This is a genomic window from Pseudomonas sp. FP2294, assembly GCF_030687625.1.
In the GTDB taxonomy this organism is placed as follows: domain Bacteria; phylum Pseudomonadota; class Gammaproteobacteria; order Pseudomonadales; family Pseudomonadaceae; genus Aquipseudomonas; species Aquipseudomonas shahriarae.
In genome coordinates this window covers 2,414,297-2,431,466 of record NZ_CP117441.1, presented here as the reverse complement: position 1 = coordinate 2,431,466, position 17,170 = coordinate 2,414,297, and the positions used below count along the sequence as shown (strand labels likewise).

Below are 17,170 nucleotides of genomic sequence, written 5' to 3'. Positions count from 1 at the left end.
ACGCATCAGGCAAACACGACTTTCGGGAAGTAGAACGACACCACCCAGTTGGGCAGGTCGACAACTTCACTGATACGCAGATCGCCGCATACCGAACACAACATATAGGCCTGCTCTGCCGGCATAGCGTGTTCACGGCACAGCCAGTCGATGGTATTGCTCACGGCTTGACGCGCCGCTTGCATCAGGTCCGGGCCGATCCCGGTGAACGCTTCGTAGCCGGCAGAATCGAGGTGGCGTGTGACCGGGCCAGGTGTGCTGAAGCGCGGGGTTGCCAGCGGGGTATCCTTGATCAGGTCGATTTTCACCACCACGTCCATGGCGCTTTCAATCGCGGTGCCACACACCTCTCCATCACCTTGTGCCGCGTGGGTATCACCGATCGACAGCAATGCGCCACTGACCTCCACCGGCAAGTACAACGTGGTGCCAGCGGACAGGTCCCGAATGTCCAGATTGCCGCCGACCCGGCGTGGTGGAACCACCGAATGTAACCCTGCCTGCGCTGGGGCCAGGCCGATGGTGCCAGCGAAAGGTTTGAGCGGCACACGGGCAAAATCACTGAACGCCGCAGGGGCCAGGTTGACCTTGTCGTAATGCCACAGGGCCAGGGCCGGGTCCTTGAACTGGTCGGCCAGCAGGCCGAAGCCCGGAATATTCGCCGTCCAGCCAAAGCCGCTGGGCTTGAAACTGTCGAGGGTAATTTTGAGCACATCTCCTGGTTCAGCCCCTTCGACGAAAATAGGCCCGGTAACCGGGTTGATTTTGTCGAACGGTACCTTGCCCACGTCACTCACCACCGAGTTGGGCGTAAAGAACCCGTTGGACGAATCAAGGCAGCAGAATTCAAGCATAGAGCCCGGCGTTACCTGTGCGGTTGGTTCGAAGCGGTTGTCCCAGCCAAAATGGCTGTTGACACTATGAATGGTCTTGACCAGGCAGTTCTGGCACATAAGGGAAGGTCTCCGCGTTGAAGGCCACACCTTTTGGCAGGCGTGGCAAAGGCTGATCGTCAGGTCGACCGCGCGTTACTTGAGGTAGATGTAGTCGTAGTTGACCGGCACGTGAACCGGGTCGACGTACAGCGAATCGGAGCCGCCCATGCGCGCAGAACGCACGGTGAAGCGCTGCTCGTTGAAGATTGGCACCCACGGCGCGTCAGCCATCACGTCGATGAAGATTTTCTTCCACAGCGCGATGCGCTCGGCTTGTTGCTCCGGCTTGGCCATGCTGTCGGCTTTGGCCGCCAGTGCATCCAGCGTCTTGTTGCAATACAGTGCCCAGTTCCAGCCGCCGTCAATCGCACCGCCGCAGCCCAGGATCGGCCCGTAGAAGTTCGACGGGTCCGGGAAGTCGGCAATCCAGGCCATGCCACCTGACCACACCATCGGTGCCTGATCCTTGGAACTGCCGGCTGCAATCACGTTGGCTTGTGCCAGGGATTTGATCTGCGCCCGGATACCGACCTTGGCCAGGTCTTGCTGGATGGCTTGGGCGATACGCGGTTGCGGATCGGTGTTCATCACGTACAGTTCGGTGTCAAAGCCCTTGGCGAAACCGGCGTCTGCCAGCAGTTTTTTCGCCGCCTCGACGTCGTAGGCATAGCCTTTATAGTCCTTGTCGTAGCCCGGCATGGCCGGCGGCAGCGGCTGGTTGGCCGGGACCGCACGACCATTGATGATGCGCACGATACGATCCTTGCTGATCGCCATGTTCACTGCCTGGCGTACCTTGAGGTTGTCGAACGGCGGCATCGTGGTTTTCAGGGTCAGGTAGCCGGTTTGCAACTGGTCACCGGTCACCACCAGGTGCTTGAACTTTGGATCGTTCTTGAATTCCAGGAACTTGGCGGGCGGCACACCGTCACCGGCGATGTCGACTTCACCCTTTTGCAAGCGCAGCAGGGCGACCATCGGGTCCTGGCCCACTTCAAAGGTGATGCTGTCCAGGTGCGGCAGGCCAGCCTTGAAATAGTTGGGGTTTTTCTTGAAGACAATCTGTTGTCCAAGCTTCCACTGCTCCAGGCTGTAGGCACCCGTACCGACCGGATGCTTGCCGAAATCGGCGCCCCACTTCTCGACTTCTTCCTTGGGCACCACAGAGGAGAAGTTGATCGCCATCACATGCAGGAACGTCGCACTCGCCTCCTTGAGGGTGATCTTGACGGTGTAGTCGTCCACCACTTCAATGCCCGACAAGTGTTCGGCCTTTTGGGTGCTCATTTCGTCATAGCCCACGATCGGGCTGAAGAAGCCGGCGCCCGGGCTCTGGGTTTTCGGGTTGACGGTGCGCTCCAGGGAGTACTTGACGTCGCTGGCCTTGAGCTCGCGACCGTTCTGGAACTTCACGCCTTTACGCAAGGTGAAGGTGTAGACCGTGCCGTCATCGGAGATGGTGTAGTCCGATGCCAGGTCCTTGACCAGCTCCGTGGTTCCGGGCTTGTAGTCCATCAGGCTATCGAACAGGCTTTTGATCATCGACCAGTTCTGCCAGTCGTAGCCAATGGCGGGGTCAAGTGTGGCCACGTCGTTCTGATAGGTAATGACTGCGGCGCCACCGTCTTTTGCGTTTGGATCGAAGTCATCGGCCAGAAGATTCCCGGCGAACAATGCAGCCGCGATGGCCAAGGATAATGCTTTGCGATTCATGCTCCAGCCCCTTACCTATGATGTGTTTTTTAGTGTTTTTGGATGTCGATGCGCGGATCGACCCATGGGATCACCAGGTCTGCGACCAGATTGCCCAGCACGATGGCGACCGCTGAAACCGTGGTCACGCCGACAATCACCGGAATGTCCACCTGCTGAATGGCTTGCCACGTCAACTGGCCGATTCCCGGCCAGCCAAAGACCGACTCGACCACCACCAGCCCACCCATGAAGATGCCGATATCGATGCCGATCATCGGGATCACCGGCACAATGGCGTTGGGGAGTACATGCCGCAGAACCACGCGCACCCGGCTCAGGCCCTTGGCCCGGGCGGTGCGAATGAAGTCCTGATGCAACACCTCGATCATCGAGGAGCGCACCATGCGCGAGTACCAGCCGCTGCCGAGAATCCCCAGGGTCAGCGCCGGCAGCAGCAGATGCTCGAACCCGCCATAGCCCCCTAGTGGAAACCAGCCCAGTTTTACGGCGAAGAAGTACAGGAAGAGCATCGCAGCGATGAATTGCGGGGCTGACACGCCGATGAACGAGAGCGCCATAAGCGCCTTGTCGGCCCAACTGTCGCGCCGCAACGCCGCGATCACACCCAGGCTGATGCCGATCAGCAATTCGAAACCAATACCGGCAGCCATCAACTCAAGCGATGGCCGCAGGCGCGAGCCGATCAACTCGGTCACCGGGCTGCGCTGGATATAGGAGCGCCCCAGATCACCTTGCACCAGGTTGCCCAGGTAGTTGGCGTACTGCCGATAGAACGGCAAATCCAGGCCCAACTGCGTACGAATCCCCGCCACCACTTCCGGTGTGGCACTGCGCCCGGCAATCTGGCGCGCAGGGTCGGCAGGCAACATGAACAGCAACAGATAGGTGATGAAGGTCACGCCGAGCAAAATCAGCAACGAATAGCCGATGCGACGAGTGATGAAGGCGAACATTCAGCTTCTCCCTTGCAGGGTAGGATCGAGTTCATCGCGCAGGGCATCACCGACCAGGTTGAAAGCCAGCGACAGCAGGACAATCGCGATACCGGGGAAGAACACCAACCATGGCGCGGAGGTGAAATAGGTCTGGCTTTCAAAAATGATGTTGCCCCAACTTGGCGTTGGCGGCTGGACCCCCACTCCCAGGTACGACAGGGTGGCTTCGAGCAGCACCGTGGTCGAAATACCCAGGGTCGCCCATACCAGAATCGTCGGCAGCAAATGGGGCAGCAGGTGCGAAAACAGGATGCGCAGCGAGCTCGCGCCCAAGGTCCTCTCCACCGCCACGAAGTCACGGGCACTCAAGGCGATGGTCTCGGAGTAGATCACCCGGGCAATCTGCACCCAGTTGACCATGGCGATGACCAACGCAACGATCCACACGCTGGGTTGGAAAATCGCCGACAACGCAATCGCCAACAGCAGCGCCGGGAACGCCATCATCAAGTCGGTAAAGCGCATCAGCGTGCTGCCGATCCAGCCCCGCAGAAAACCTGCGCTCAAGCCCACCAAGGTGCCGATCAGCACGGCCAGGCCGTTGGCAAGCAGGCCGATGAACAGTGAGGTACGTGCGCCGTAGATCAGGCGCGACAGCAAGTCACGACCCAGCAGGTCAGTGCCCAGCCAATACGGCATATCTGGCGGTAGCGGCGCGCCCTCCATTGACAGGCCTTCGACAAATTGTTCGGACGGATCGTGAGGGCTCATCCACGGTGCAAACAGCGCCAACAGCACCACGATGACGATGTACAACAACGACAACGCCACCGCGGGCCGGCGAATCAAGGCGCGCAACACTTTCATTGGCACGCCCCGCCTTGCTGAAGATAATCGGCGGCCATGTCCGCACACAGGTCATCCAGGCTGCGATTAAGGTGCATCGACAGGCTGCGCAGGCGCTCATAAGCCTCGCGCTCGTCAATCTTGTGCTCAACCATCAACCGCGCCAATGCCTGGGCCAGCAGAGGTCGCGCATCGAGGCGCTGGCGCAGCGCTTCGAGGGTTCGCGCATCACTGTCCAATCGCTCACGCAAACTGATCGCCATCATCAGCGTGGTGTAGACAGAGCCCTGGGTAATCGGTTTGTTCAACAAGGCGGTCGCCCCCAGTTCGATGGCGCGCTGGATCTGCGACAGGGTTTCGTGGGGCGTCAACGCCACGATTGGCACACCGGTGCTATTAAGCCGTTGCAGGGTGGCGGGACTGGCGAAGTGCTCCAGATCGACCACGGCGGCAAAGCAGCCTTCAAGCGAATCCAGCGCGTCTTCAAACAGCGCCTGCGGCGTGATGCCCAGGCGTTGCAGGCTTTTCTGCAGACTGGCCAACGTACGCGGTTCGCAGTCAACCAACAGCAACCGACCACTTTCGAAGTCCGGGCGTTTGAGCAGGCTCATTTGACGATCCTCAGGCGGGGCGCTGGCGCAATCGTGCGCAGGCGTTGGAATTCACTCAGGTCAGTGGCAGTCAGGTAAGGATCGGCTGGCAACGATTGCGCTTCACTGTGCAGTACGACAAAGCGCCCTTCGCGCAATTCGGCGATATGGCAAGGCTGGCTGCAGTGATTGTTGTGCGCAGAAATGTTTAACGTGCCGAGCACACTGTGCTGGGGGTGTTCGTAGAGGTAGTTGCAAATGAGCTCGGGATCGTCGCTGCCACACTGGTCCAAGGCCTTTGCAAACAAGTGCAAGGCGACGTACATCCCGGTGTAAAAATGCGACAACGGGTACAGTCCATGTTGGCGGCGTTGCTGCTGGCTGAAAGCCCGGTCTACATCCTCAAAAAATGGGCCGCACGACAACAGGCGCAGGCTCCGCATGACGCCGACTTCAGGCAGCTCGGCTTCCGTCAGGTTGCAGCTCAACACCGGTAGATTCAAGCCGACGGCAAGACACGCCGCGTCCAATTGCTGCAAGAAGACGTAGGAGGACTCACCGACTAGATTATTGAGCACAAACGCCGGTTTTTCAGTTATCAGGGTCTGGATAAGCTCACTGAAGCGAGTCGTGCCCAAATGCACGTACTTTTCCAGAAGCACAGTGCCGCCTGCGACATCGAGCACTTCCCGTGCGACGCGGTTACTTTCCCAACCCCAGATGTAATTCGAACCGATCAACGCAGCGCAAGAACCAAACGCCTGCAAGGCATACCTCAACAACGGGATCAACGTCTGATTCGGACACCCGCCCAGATAAAGGACGTTCTCACTGCTTTCAAAACCTTCATACGGACAGGCGTACCACAACAGGCTCCCGTTCTGCTCGAGGTCCGGAATGATTTCCTTGCGGCTGGCCGAGGTCGTCGCACCAAAAATATGCCGAACCCCGGCCTGCATCAATTGAACAGCACCTTCGCTGTAACTGTGCAAGAAGCCCTGCGGATTGATATGGGTAACTTGTAAGGTAAATGGGTAATCGGGATTGGCATTGATTTCCTGCAGTGCGTGTGTGGCCCCTGCCAGAGCATTCCGGCCTATGCACTGGTAAGTCCCATCGATAGAGAGCAAGAGTCCGACATCGATTGTGTGGCGCATTTATTCACTCCAAAAAAAAACCTGATAGACCAGTGGACTGGTCGATCAGGCTTCATTACCTGGCGCTTGGGCGCATGATGTAGGCAAGACTTAAAGGCCGGGGCCTGGCTTACTCGTTTATTTCTCTATGGAAAAAGTGTGCCAAATTGGTTTTTTGCTGAAAATCGGCCTTATCCGCAATGCTCATGACAGCCAGCGCACCGGTCTGAGCCGTAGCACTGTATTTTGCACCTAAGAGGTGCACATCAAATGTGAGGTTTTTGACGGGAACACTGCCCGCTTTATGAATGGGTGTGTAACGTAAATTCCCAGGTCGCCGACCTTGGAAACTGACAAACCTCAATAGCCGGTGTGGCGCAACGTAATAAAGGGCACGCTGATGTAGTACGCGCGGCGTAGCAGAAGCGAACCGCCCTTGTATCAATCGGGTGTGGGTTCCATCTAAGACGAAGAACACTAAAAATTAACGCTTTGAATCGCCCCGGGTTTCGTAGACGCCCTTGGTGTCCGTTTGGACTGCCCCCGGCATCGTAGACATCTCCAGCCTATGCTTTGAGCATAGGAGGAAGTTTATGAGCACCCAACGATTCACGCCGGAATTCAAGGCAGAAGCCGTGAGGCAAGTTATTGAACGCGGATACTCCGTTGCGGAAACAGCCGAGCGCCTCGGCGTTTCGACCCACAGCCTCTACAAATGGGTCAAAGCCGTGACGCCTGACAAAACCGAGAAACAGGCCAGCGAGTTGCTCGAAGCCAAAAGTGAGATTTTGCGGCTGCGAGCCCAAATGCGACGCTTGGAAGAAGAGCGCGACATATTAAAAAAAGCAGCGCGGTACTTCGCCAGGGAACCCGAGTGAAATACCGCTTTATGAACGAGCATCGGCATCAATACGCGATCACTACGCTGTGCCGGGTTTTGCAAGTTGCTCGTGCCGGGTTCTATCAATGGCTACACAAGCCTGTTTCTGACCGCGAAAAAGAGAATGGTCGGCTGTTAGGGCTGATCCGCGACTCCTATGCGGCCAGTCGAGGTGTGTATGGCGCACGGCGGGTGTTTGCTGACTTGCGCGAGGCTGGAGAAAGTTGCGGCAAGCACCGTGTCGCGGCACTGATGCGCACCAATAAAATCAAGGCGCTCAGAGGATATAAAGCCCCGCGCGCAATCAAAGGCAGACCATCGATCATTGCCCCCAATCGACTTAACCGGGCCTTCACTGTCGATGCCCCTAATAAGGCTTGGGTGACCGATATCACTTACATCCGAACGTGGCAGGGATGGCTATATCTGGCTGTCGTACTGGATCTCTACGCTCGCAAGGTGGTCGGCTGGTCAATGAAGCCAACGCTAGGCAAGGAGCTGGCGCTGGACGCGCTGCTCATGGCGGTATGGCGCCGTAAACCCAAAACCAGAGTCATCGTGCATTCGGACCAGGGTAGCCAATATGGTAGCGATGACTGGAAACGTTTTTGTCTGGCCAACCACCTCGAGCCGAGTATGAGCCGCCGAGGAAACTGCTGGGACAATGCCGTGGCTGAGTCTTTTTTCAGTAGCCTGAAAAAAGAACGCATCCGCAAGAGGATCTACAAAACCCGGGACATGGCCCGTGCCGACGTATTCGATTACATTGAGGCGTTTTACAACCGAACGCGTCGTCACAGTCACCTGGGCGGCGTCAGTCCTGAGGCCTTTGAAAGTGCCTCACTTTGAGGCTGGAAAATGTCTACGGAAGCGGGGGTAGTCCAGTTTTTGGCGGTTAGTGGATGTTTAGTCTCCTTAGTCTCGAGCACAACCCCATGTCCAATCTAGGAGAGGCATAGCGATAACGGCGTCTTAAATTTCTCGAAAGACGGCAGGGTTGCGAAAGCGATCCGAAAAATTGCGGAAGCGATGACCAAATGGCAGACAATAAAAAACCCCGTAGACGTTAATCTACGGGGTTTCTAAGAGTGGAGACCGAGGTCGGAATCGAACCGGCGTAGGCGGATTTGCAATCCACAATATTTTATCTATAAATCAGTAACTTAAAACGGTAAAAATTCCGCACCTCCGCTATTTTTAGGAGACTGTAACGCAGGCAGGCCAAGCTTGCCGTTTTGAGTTGCGGAACTACTTTTTAGCGCCTCGTTGATCCCCCTCCGCCCCTACAATTTGCCCTCAAGTACAGATCGATTTGCCTAAAACATGGAGCCATCCTTTGACGCGCGCCCGCATTCACCGTCTTTCAAGACCGGTATGCAAACTCCAGCGGGCTGCGATCTTGAGGGCTCGCGGAGCTCCATTATTCAGCAGTAGCGACTAGGCTGGAGGCCCCACTCCACAAAGGGTGCGTTTTTAGTTTTGGAACTGTATTCACCCCCTTCCCCGGCTTCCTGCCGACCGAACATCCCCCAATATAAACCTGCTGCTACTCTTTCTACTCTACAGAGGAACAGCCATGCCGAATTCAGACCTGCTCCCTTCCTTGCTGTCCAAAATCAGCGAAAACCAACTCACCCTTGAAGCGGCTATCATGGAACTGACGAGGTGGGTTGAGCAGCGAGGCGGTACGGAAATCGCTGAAAACGTGCGAGGAGCTCTGGACACACTCGACCGGAACGAAGAACTCATCAAGCTATCGCGGGCAGTTCTCAATACCCCCTGATTGATCGCGCAGGCATCTACAGCCCGTTGCCCAAATCTCACAACCTGCAAATCCGGATGACGCGAGGGCGAAAATGTATGCACTGGGACAATTCAGATAGTCCAGTCTCACTTACGCTTCCTATTCACCTCAATCATTCCCTTATTAAGGTGGTAGCTACTTACAGTCTCCCGTTTAAGACGCTCCAAGAGCTCACGATCAGCAAGCGTATCCGGCACTCGCAATCTACTGCGGCCCACCTCAGTGAGTTTAGGGTAATCACCGTCGAGTGATTGTAGGATAGTGAAGAGCTGGGCACGACTGATCACACCTAGGTGTGGCCTTAGTAGCATCAAGATTTCCTGCGCTGAGACATTTTCTTGCGCCATCTTCTGCACAACATCGGGCGATAGTTCCATTCCGCCTCGGGTAGCGAATTGTGCCAGTTCATTCAGCCCCCGACGGCCCGCTACCTCCGCATACTTTACGGCTTGATCAACAACCACACCCTTGATTGCCGAATCGATCTCATCGCTTTTCAGAAGTTCTGCAAGATCTGCCGTGACCAACGCCGGGGTCATGTAGCCCGAAAACTTCCGCGACTCTCGGATAAAACCTTTGCGCGTCGGCCAATCAGTGGCTGCAAGGTGCTCATAGGATGCTGCTTCATCCGCAATGATGTCGTGCTTAAGTAACTGCGCGAAGAGGTCGCCAACTTCCGACGCGATTTCGCCAACCTCGAGGTAGAGGCTCAGGCTTAAGCTCGCGACCAGCTTTGCACGGAGCACTGCTGATGGGAGCTGATCCTTTGCCGCCAGGATTGCTGCTGCCAACGCAGTCTTCGACTCCTCGTCAGCGCTGTTGGTGTCGGTGATCTCGGCAGAGGCCGTCAGGGTTTTCGCCAGTTGCGCATCGACCGCACCAAGAGCCACGATGTAGCGGCTAACGTTGTTAAACGTTGCTGGGGCACGCCTATGTTCTGCTAACGCTGGCCACGTGCCCTCAGACACCTCTGCGAGATCTGCAACTTCACAATCTGGAGCAGCACGCTCGATCACATCACCAAGATGGGGTGCATTTAGCGAGAGCACATCTTCGATTACTGCGATGAAGTCCTGGTTAGCATCTATCGTCATGGAAGTGCCATCGATAGCCTCCAAGTACTTGCTTAAATTCTTAAGCACATAGTCGTACACAGTCCCGCTCCGATCCCGAATGACGTCGAGCGCCACGGTTGGTGCATTGTCGATGGCGATCGCGAGGTTCTGGCAAGTGATCTCATACAAATTGCGTGACACGAACGATGCACGAGTTTGGCTGCCCAACAGTTCCAGACGAGGCACGGCAATACTGGCATCTGCGAAGAGTACGCTGATACGTTCGGCCTGGACCGGGTCGGTCGCGCCGGACGTTAGCGCCGTGAACTCAGCGTAGTGCGCCGACAGATATAACGACACCGCAGAATCTATCCTCTGCTTTGAAGGTGTTAGGTGTGCTAGAGCTGCATTCACAAGCGCTAGTCGTGAAGAGTCGTCTAGGCCAGCCTGACTTACGAGATAGGTGAGCACTTGTGTGGACGCGACCGTGAACCGTTCAATGAGCCTTAGGCACTCGTTACCTGCGGTGAGGTACGCCTGCAAAAAACTAGCCTGACGCTCCCCGAGCCCTACTAGGGAGTGAATCATGATGTCCGCCGCGTCTATATGTTTGGCCAGAAGGTGGTCGAGGATAGCGATGTTGTAAAGCGAAGGCTCCTTCAGCGCGCTCTTGCCGCGCTCGCGGACAACAGCGTCCACGTCCTCCGGCCCAAGCTCGAAGTGCTGGTCCATCAGGTCTCGCTCGACGTGATGGATAATGAAATTCGTGGCAGCGGACCCCACGCGATCCCCGTGGAACGTTGACGTGTAAAGCGTGAAGTTGCGGTTGATATACCCGGCACGGACGATTTGGTACGCCAAGCCCGGCGTTAGGATGATCTTCGCGATTGCCTCGAAGGACTGCTTGCTCTCCTTATAGAGGACGAGGAATTCCGGTCGTTTGACGAGATCACCAAGATCAGCGCTCCGCAAGAACTTGACCTCCTCCATCTTCTCATCGATCTGCTCAGTGAGCGCCTCACGATCCGCTTCGTTCCAGCTCTCGGCGTCCAGCGGATCACCAAGCGCAGCCACAAGACTGTCGCGAGTGAACGACAGTTTATGACCGCGGAAGTTGTCGTAATATTCAAGTGTCGAGTCTCCGTCTGGAGATACGAAGTTTGTCCAGAACTGCCCTCCCTTGAGGTCATTCGAAGACTTCGCAGTACCCGCGAGCGAGTACGTTGCATTCTGGGTCCGGAAGCCAACAGCTTCAGCTGTCCGCCGCACGTGCGCAAGCAGACGCTCGCCCAACTGAGTACTGCGGGTGGCAGCCCCGTTGATCCGTGTGATCTGCTGGCGAAGCACACGAAGCTCGCCCTCGATTCGCTTTATATTCTCAGCTACCAGTTCACGGCTAAGCTTGTAGAGTATGTCCAGCTTGCTATGGCCAAGCCGGATAGTCTCGAAGTCTGCTAAGTGCGTGCTCTTGTAGAGCATCATCGCAAACAGGTCAGTCTCACTCAGGCTGAGCTGCTTGCCGTCGCCGGAGAAGATTCGGTCGCGGAAGACGATAAATTCGTTACGAACGTTCTTGAGCAGCCGCATATCCGGTACGTACTGCGTCGCTAAGTCGAGTAGCTCTGGAGCTACTTGGTGCTCGACTTGATCAAGTAGCTGTAGCGCTAAGTTGCGAGCGCTCCGGTGCGTAATAAAGGGAACCACCGGAATGACCAGATCGAAGAACTTCGTGCGATTGGCACGTATAGCCTCGACCTGTGCCGGATCGTCCGTCGTGAGCAATTCTGTATTATGCCTGCGCCCCTCTATCTCCAGGCCAATGCGATCGAAGATGCTGTCTTTGATGGCATAGATGAATCGGATCGGCTTCTTGATCTGGGGCGAGGCGTTGAGCAAAGTGTTCAGCGCTCGGAGCGTCTCGAAGATATGAGAGTCGTTGAAACGGTCGATGTCCTCAAAGAGAACAACATCGCGGCCTGAGACCTCAAAGAAGTAGACGATCTCGTCGAGGTATTGGTCAAAGTACGAAACGGAGCTTTCGTTAAGCGTGACGGTTGCAGACCCTGCGGAGAACTGCTGGATATGCAGTTTTCCATAGAACAACCAACTCACCAGCAGGGTAATCAGCGCCGCAGCGCTCCAAATGACAGGGTGAGCCCAAACACCAAGATCCAAATATGGCGTGAACACAGAAGCAATCTTTGCCGTCCATCCAGTCAGCAGAAAAATGACTGCAACGACAAACCCCAGCAGTACAGACGTTCCGATCGTCCGCCACCATCGGAAACGCTCAATACGCCGAAACCGTGAGCCAGGGGTTCTGCTCGGATATTCTCGATAGAGCAGTTGCTTGACAATTTCCTGCTGGATGCGGTTGGTCGGGGTTGTGGCCTGGATGGGCACTGAATTATCAATCTGGGAAGCTTCGATAGGTGCAAGCGTCGAGAGCGATAACTCTACGATACGATTATCCTGCCGCCGAGCGACTTCCCACATGATACTGCTCTTACCGACCCCGTAGTTGCCGGACAACGCTATGTTGCGGATCTGATCCTTCGCGAGGGCAGCCTCGATAGCGGTGACATAGCAGCCATGCTCCTCTGCCAGGTACTCAGGGGTAAGCGGGAGCAGCTTCCACGATTCTTTGGCAGGCCCCTGCTCAGAACAGAAGACACCCCGAACACGATTGCTGATGCCGCGCAAAAAATGACAGACCACATGTCCTCCTGACGAAATATCCTAAATTGCAGCATTACCACACATCTTGCCAAAAAGCTGGAAAAATCTATTAGCGCTGATATGCACGCGCTGATACTAATCTTCCTTCCCTTGCATGCAGGAGCGAGTTGTAGCGTTAATACCGAAGTGTGACTTAACTGGGTTCTTACAGCGAAATAGCTTGAACTCGAGTTCGGCAGACCGACGCCATAATCCGCCTCTGGCCGATCTCTGTCTGTCGACACCGTAAGGTTTGAGTCGAATGCGGTCATAGGAAAACCAATTCAACGATAGGGATTCAAGCCCTTTCTGCATTTCCTCAGAATCGCTACAGACCATAAAAACGGCATTTTCGTGCGTTGTCTGTGGCGCATTGCGGTCTATAACGGCCCGAGTGGCGCTCTAATTTTGCACTAACATTACTCACACGACCGAGCTGATGGCCGGATTGAAAAATTTCAGGCTGCTACTCACAGGGTTTGTGCGTACTCAGCGGACCGGCAACGCCAAAGCTTTGAGGGCTGAAATTTCAAGATTCACTTGCGGCCGAGACGCTGCGGCCACTCATAGACGTAAGCAAGTCTCTCCCCTTCTTGCTTACCTTGATCGAGACCTGCTCCCAGCTATACGCCTCTCACTCAGCGATTTTTACCTTTACACCCGCACAAAAACGCGCATTTGTAAGGTTTTTGTTCGACTTTTTTCCGGTACCCCTTCATCCTTGTCTCCGCGTTCAAAGCGCCCACGAGAAGAAGGCGTGAATACTGCACGCCACTAGGCGAGGCAGGAAGTCTACTGGCTCGATTTAAATTTAATTATGTATTGTGAATTCCGGCGGCAGTGAAATGGCTCTAAATTTGACGGCAATTGATCTTTTTTCGGGGTGCGGAGGCTTAACTCAAGGCCTGAAGGACGCCGGTTACCTGGTGAAAGCTGCCGTTGAGATTGATCCAAAAGCACGCAAAACCTATTCATTAAATCATCCCGATATTCCATTAATCGGTGAGGATATTCGGGAGCTAGACGCAGCTGTCTTACTACAAGAATTGGGATTAAACGCTGGCCAACTCGATCTACTCGCTGGATGCCCGCCGTGCCAAGGATTTTCAACGCTCCGCTCACGGAATGGCCCAAAACCAGCGTCGGACGATCGAAACGCTTTAATTGATGAGTTTGCTCGTCTTGCTCTCGCTGTACGACCTAAAATGATAATGATGGAAAATGTTCCCGCGCTCGCTCGCTTTGGAAAATTCCTTGATTTTGTAGAACAGCTTGAAAGTGCTGGGTACATAGTAAAATATCAAGTTTTGGATGTTTCTAACTTTGGTGTTGCACAGCGGCGCAAACGACTAATACTTTCTGCTAGTCGAGTTGGAATTCCTGCGTTAGCCAATGCAGAACCGACGATAATAAGCGTTCGTAAAACTATCGAGGGGTTACCAAAAGCTGGTTTTAGCGGTGACGCACTCCATGATATCCCGACGACCAGAAGAAGTGACCGAGTACAGGCAATGATTGCCGCGATCCCAAAAAATGGGGGAAGTCGTCATAGCCTCCCTCCCGAAATGCAGCTTGCATGCCATTCTAGAACAAATGGATTCAACGATGTATATGGTCGCATGAGCTGGGATGAGGTTTCACCTACTATTACAAGCGGCTGTTCGAACCCGTCGAAAGGACGATTCCTTCATCCAGAAGAAGATCGCCCAATCACCTTGAGAGAAGCAGCGTTACTGCAAGGTTTTCCGGCCAATTACAAATTTGATGTTTCTCATGGAAAAGAGGCGATTGGATTAATGATAGGAAACGCACTCCCTCCGCCCTTCATCGCTGCACACGGCAAAGCAATGGCGGAGGCGCTCAATCAATGAGTCAAATAAACTCCCTCATTGAGGCAATTACAAAAAAATTTAACGACAACGAGTTCGATAAATTTATTCACGAAATAAATTTTCCAAAGTTTAAAAGTTTTGCCCCCAACACTAAAATTTCGTTGGATTTCCCTGTCACTGTTTTGGTAGGACCAAACGGTGGAGGCAAAAGCTCAATTCTTCAAGCTGCGTGGGGCATGCCCTTAAAACATAGCACCTCAAGATTCTGGTTTTCGACTCCGGTTGACCCTATGGATTTCGACTCCATAAACCAAAACCGTTATTGGTATGCACACTACGTAAAAAAAATAAACCAAGTCGTGGAGTGCCGCAAAATGTGCGGTAACAAGCGGCATGGATACTGGGAACCTACCCGCCCATCACAGCAAGAGGGAATGAAGGTGATGCCTCCAGCATCGCCACGAACCTCTGAATTTATGAGCCCAAGCGGGGATCGGTGGAACCAAGTAAAAAGAACTCCGTATTACATCAATTCAAAAACAGAATCCAGTGCATTCGAACGGTTCTTTTATTCCAGTGGCAACACCACTCTTGAAGCCAGACAAGACTATTTCGTAAAATACTCTCGCCAACTCAAGTCGGCGATCGACAAAGAACTAAAAAGCCTAGAATATTACGGCGTCGAAAGAATTAAAGAAAACTTCGTAATACCAAAACCCCAACTCGACATTATAAACAACATCTTAAAGAAGAGCTACAAATCCGCAAGATACATAAGTCACGCTCTTTATGACAAAAATTTTTCTCCAAGCGTGATTTTTGAAACAGAACAGCGGCGCTATTCTGAGTGTTTCGCTGGTAGCGGCGAGCTAGCAGTAGTTAACTGCGTACTCGCACTAGAGAAAGTTGAAAAATTTGATTTGCTTCTACTGGACGAGCCAGAAACCTCGCTTCACCCTGGGGCACAAACCAGCCTACTAGAGTACATACTGGGCATTGTTAAGAGCAAATTGATTCAGGTTATTATATCCACGCACTCACCTACATTTGTCGAATTGCTTCCAACAAACGCACTTATAGTTTTAGATGAAAGCTCCGAAGGGATAGTCGTTCGAACAGAATCAACGAAGGCATCTGCATTCCGAAGACTGGGCCATCTTGAGAAAAACAAAATAACCATAGTTACAGAAGACAAACTACTTGAAACCTTGGTAAAAAGAGCACTTGAGCGGGTACCACCTGAACTCTCGCGAAAAACTGTTGTTTTTCCTGCCGACGTAGGTGCATCCGAGATGCTTTCAAACCAAGTGAGAGCTTACTCTCAAACTGGCGCCAATGTGATAATGGTACTAGACGGAGATCAGTCAGCGATCACACAAATATTTGACGTCGACCCTAAAGACCTTTCGACATCGTCAACCGAAAAACATATTAAGTTTCTGAAAGACAACAATGTTTCTATTGTCGGAAGCGACCAAGAACTAAACTTAGAACTATGGATTAATTGGTGTAAAAAGCGCGTCATACTTATTGATGACACATGCCCCGAGCAATTGCTTTTAGAGCTTATTAACAAGGACCATCCTTTACTCAAAGATCTGAACGCAACAAATAAAAAGTTCAAAGATGCCGTGCGTGGCGAGCTAAAATCACAAAGCAACGATCGCGACAGTAGCGCGCAGGCAAGCCTCTTTAAATATTTGCTTGGCAAAGTTAAAAGTGGCGAACCGGTGGATCTAAAAATTGCTTCACTGGCAGAAAAACTTCGGGTCAAATTAATCGAACTTGAAAAAAGCTAAACTTTAAAAGCAGGGTGACCATGCCCTCAAGCATGATCATTCGCACTAGCTACGAATAGTCCTATCTAGTGACTTCCCTTGCATATGCCTGGCATGCTGCCAATGCTATCAACCCCCGGTCGCCAGCGTCGGTGATTCCGATAATTCGTTGAGCATGCGCTGGGTCAAGTTTGGCTCTTGTGGCTCCATGAACCACGCGGCCGGTGGCGGTGGCGCTTGGCATTGCACAGCTACCGGTGGTTTCGGTGGCAGCGAGTACGACTGACAACCGCAGATCAGCAGTAGCCAAGCGATCACGCAGGCGTGCCTGCTTCGTTTGCTCATTGGTCAATTCCTTGTGGTAGGTTTCATCTTTGCTCTGCAGGCGCCGCTCCAGTGCCAGGCGCTTGTCCTGCTCAGCGCGCTGCAGGCTGGCAGATACCTGGGCCATCTCATTGAAGGTGTCAGCCTGGAGGCGCGCTTGGCGCTCCAACTGCTGACCATACCGCCAGCCTTGAACGGTCCAGGCCAATGCAGCAGATCCGCCGGCCAGTATCACCAACAGCAAGAAGACGGCGGCGATTCGGTACTGAACGGGGATCAGGTCGAAGAGACGCATAACACCGCCCTCGCCCTACCCCAAAGCTGCAGCCGATCCTCCAGGCCATTGAGGCCACCGTTGATCCTGCGAGTGATGGTGTTGAACTGCTCTTTGTCGGCCAGCAGGTTCAGCCCATTCACCCACCAGAACCAGGCCGCTGACTCTGCCGCCCATTGCGGCAGCTCCAACAGTTCCGGCGTGCGTAGCAAGCGTTCATCACCAAATAGCGCCAGGCTGCAGCGCAAGTAGTTGTTGTGCCCGGTGACCTGGATCAGTCCGCGACCACGATAGCGCTGACCATCGCCATCAGCTCACCGCGTGCGATGGCGCGCTCGATGGCTTCG

The 17,170-nt window shown here is 54.1% G+C and carries 12 protein-coding genes and 1 pseudogene; 4 read left to right on the top strand and 9 right to left on the bottom strand.

All coding sequences use genetic code 11. From position 1 onward, the window contains the following. Positions 1-5: 5 nt before the first annotated feature. The 6 genes from PSH73_RS10665 to PSH73_RS10640 all read right to left on the bottom strand — a co-directional run bounded on the left by PSH73_RS10665 (position 6) and on the right by PSH73_RS10640 (position 6,179). Positions 6-953, bottom strand: coding sequence for an acetamidase/formamidase family protein (locus tag PSH73_RS10665; RefSeq protein ID WP_120732767.1), 948 nt, complete (start codon positions 951-953; stop codon positions 6-8). A 75-nt stretch (positions 954-1,028) separates the two neighbouring features. Beyond that, a complete protein-coding gene (locus PSH73_RS10660) occupies positions 1,029-2,648 on the bottom strand; it encodes an ABC transporter substrate-binding protein (RefSeq protein ID WP_057959798.1) in 1,620 nt (539 codons plus the stop codon). Positions 2,649-2,677: 29 nt separating this feature from the next. Next, complete coding sequence (locus PSH73_RS10655; RefSeq protein WP_057959799.1) at positions 2,678-3,604, bottom strand: ABC transporter permease; 927 nt, start codon at positions 3,602-3,604, stop codon at positions 2,678-2,680. After that, a complete protein-coding gene (locus tag PSH73_RS10650) occupies positions 3,605-4,453 on the bottom strand; it encodes an ABC transporter permease (RefSeq protein WP_120732765.1) in 849 nt (282 codons plus the stop codon). Continuing rightward, complete coding sequence (locus tag PSH73_RS10645) at positions 4,450-5,043, bottom strand: ANTAR domain-containing response regulator (RefSeq protein WP_057959801.1); 594 nt, start codon at positions 5,041-5,043, stop codon at positions 4,450-4,452. Before PSH73_RS10645 ends, PSH73_RS10650 begins: the two co-directional genes overlap by 4 nt. After that, on the bottom strand, positions 5,040-6,179 hold the full coding sequence (locus PSH73_RS10640; protein ID WP_057959802.1) for a transporter substrate-binding protein: 1,140 nt from the start codon (positions 6,177-6,179) through the stop codon (positions 5,040-5,042). The genes PSH73_RS10645 and PSH73_RS10640 overlap by 4 nt, the downstream gene beginning before the upstream one ends. 572 nt (positions 6,180-6,751) lie before the next feature. Between PSH73_RS10640 and PSH73_RS10635 the strand changes: the two genes are divergently transcribed. After that, positions 6,752-7,887 (top strand): IS3 family transposase gene (locus PSH73_RS10635; protein ID WP_216312731.1). Its coding sequence is split into 2 segments (ribosomal slippage): positions 6,752-7,004 and positions 7,004-7,887, totalling 1,137 coding nucleotides; the frame shifts between segments, so codons are not numbered across the junction. Positions 7,888-8,614: 727 nt separating this feature from the next. Continuing rightward, positions 8,615-8,821, top strand: coding sequence for a hypothetical protein (locus tag PSH73_RS10630; RefSeq protein WP_305462449.1), 207 nt, complete (start codon positions 8,615-8,617; stop codon positions 8,819-8,821). A 107-nt stretch (positions 8,822-8,928) separates the two neighbouring features. Here the strand turns inward: PSH73_RS10630 and PSH73_RS10625 are convergent, their stop codons facing one another. Further along, positions 8,929-12,615 carry a DNA-binding protein gene (locus tag PSH73_RS10625; protein WP_305462447.1) on the bottom strand — a complete coding sequence of 1,229 codons (3,687 nt, stop codon included), beginning with the start codon at positions 12,613-12,615 and terminating at the stop codon, positions 8,929-8,931. 845 nt (positions 12,616-13,460) lie between these two features. On the opposite strand from PSH73_RS10625, the gene PSH73_RS10620 reads away from it, so the two are divergent. Both PSH73_RS10620 and PSH73_RS10615 read left to right on the top strand, forming a co-directional pair. Next, the gene (locus PSH73_RS10620) at positions 13,461-14,486 is read left to right on the top strand and encodes a DNA cytosine methyltransferase (RefSeq protein ID WP_305462445.1); all 1,026 of its coding nucleotides are present in this window, start codon (positions 13,461-13,463) and stop codon (positions 14,484-14,486) included. After that, positions 14,483-16,246 (top strand): ATP-dependent endonuclease, encoded by a 1,764-nt coding sequence (locus PSH73_RS10615; protein ID WP_305462443.1) that lies wholly within the window; start codon positions 14,483-14,485, stop codon positions 16,244-16,246. Before PSH73_RS10620 ends, PSH73_RS10615 begins: the two co-directional genes overlap by 4 nt. A gap of 61 nt (positions 16,247-16,307) precedes the next feature. On the opposite strand, the gene PSH73_RS10610 is transcribed toward PSH73_RS10615, so the two are convergent. Both PSH73_RS10610 and PSH73_RS10605 read right to left on the bottom strand, forming a co-directional pair. Continuing rightward, positions 16,308-16,844: a lysis system i-spanin subunit Rz gene (locus PSH73_RS10610; RefSeq protein WP_305462441.1), complete on the bottom strand. Its 537-nt coding sequence runs from the start codon at positions 16,842-16,844 to the stop codon at positions 16,308-16,310. Further along, positions 16,826-17,137, bottom strand: a pseudogene (locus PSH73_RS10605) (glycoside hydrolase family 19 protein); the annotation flags it as partial. The gene PSH73_RS10610 and the pseudogene PSH73_RS10605, both read right to left, overlap by 19 nt. Between the last annotated feature and the right edge of the window lie 33 nt (positions 17,138-17,170).

Excerpts from the sequence above, each read along its gene's own strand:
- PSH73_RS10665 (WP_120732767.1), bottom strand. The coding sequence starts at position 953 with ATGTGCCAGAACTGCCTGGTCAAGACCATTCATAGTGTCAACAGCCAT.
- PSH73_RS10660 (WP_057959798.1), bottom strand. The coding sequence starts at position 2,648 with ATGAATCGCAAAGCATTATCCTTGGCCATCGCGGCTGCATTGTTCGCC.
- PSH73_RS10655 (WP_057959799.1), bottom strand. The coding sequence starts at position 3,604 with ATGTTCGCCTTCATCACTCGTCGCATCGGCTATTCGTTGCTGATTTTG.
- PSH73_RS10650 (WP_120732765.1), bottom strand. The coding sequence starts at position 4,453 with ATGAAAGTGTTGCGCGCCTTGATTCGCCGGCCCGCGGTGGCGTTGTCG.
- PSH73_RS10645 (WP_057959801.1), bottom strand. The coding sequence starts at position 5,043 with ATGAGCCTGCTCAAACGCCCGGACTTCGAAAGTGGTCGGTTGCTGTTG.
- PSH73_RS10640 (WP_057959802.1), bottom strand. The coding sequence starts at position 6,179 with ATGCGCCACACAATCGATGTCGGACTCTTGCTCTCTATCGATGGGACT.
- PSH73_RS10630 (WP_305462449.1), top strand. The coding sequence starts at position 8,615 with ATGCCGAATTCAGACCTGCTCCCTTCCTTGCTGTCCAAAATCAGCGAA.
- PSH73_RS10620 (WP_305462445.1), top strand. The coding sequence starts at position 13,461 with ATGGCTCTAAATTTGACGGCAATTGATCTTTTTTCGGGGTGCGGAGGC.
- PSH73_RS10615 (WP_305462443.1), top strand. The coding sequence starts at position 14,483 with ATGAGTCAAATAAACTCCCTCATTGAGGCAATTACAAAAAAATTTAAC.
- PSH73_RS10610 (WP_305462441.1), bottom strand. The coding sequence starts at position 16,844 with ATGCGTCTCTTCGACCTGATCCCCGTTCAGTACCGAATCGCCGCCGTC.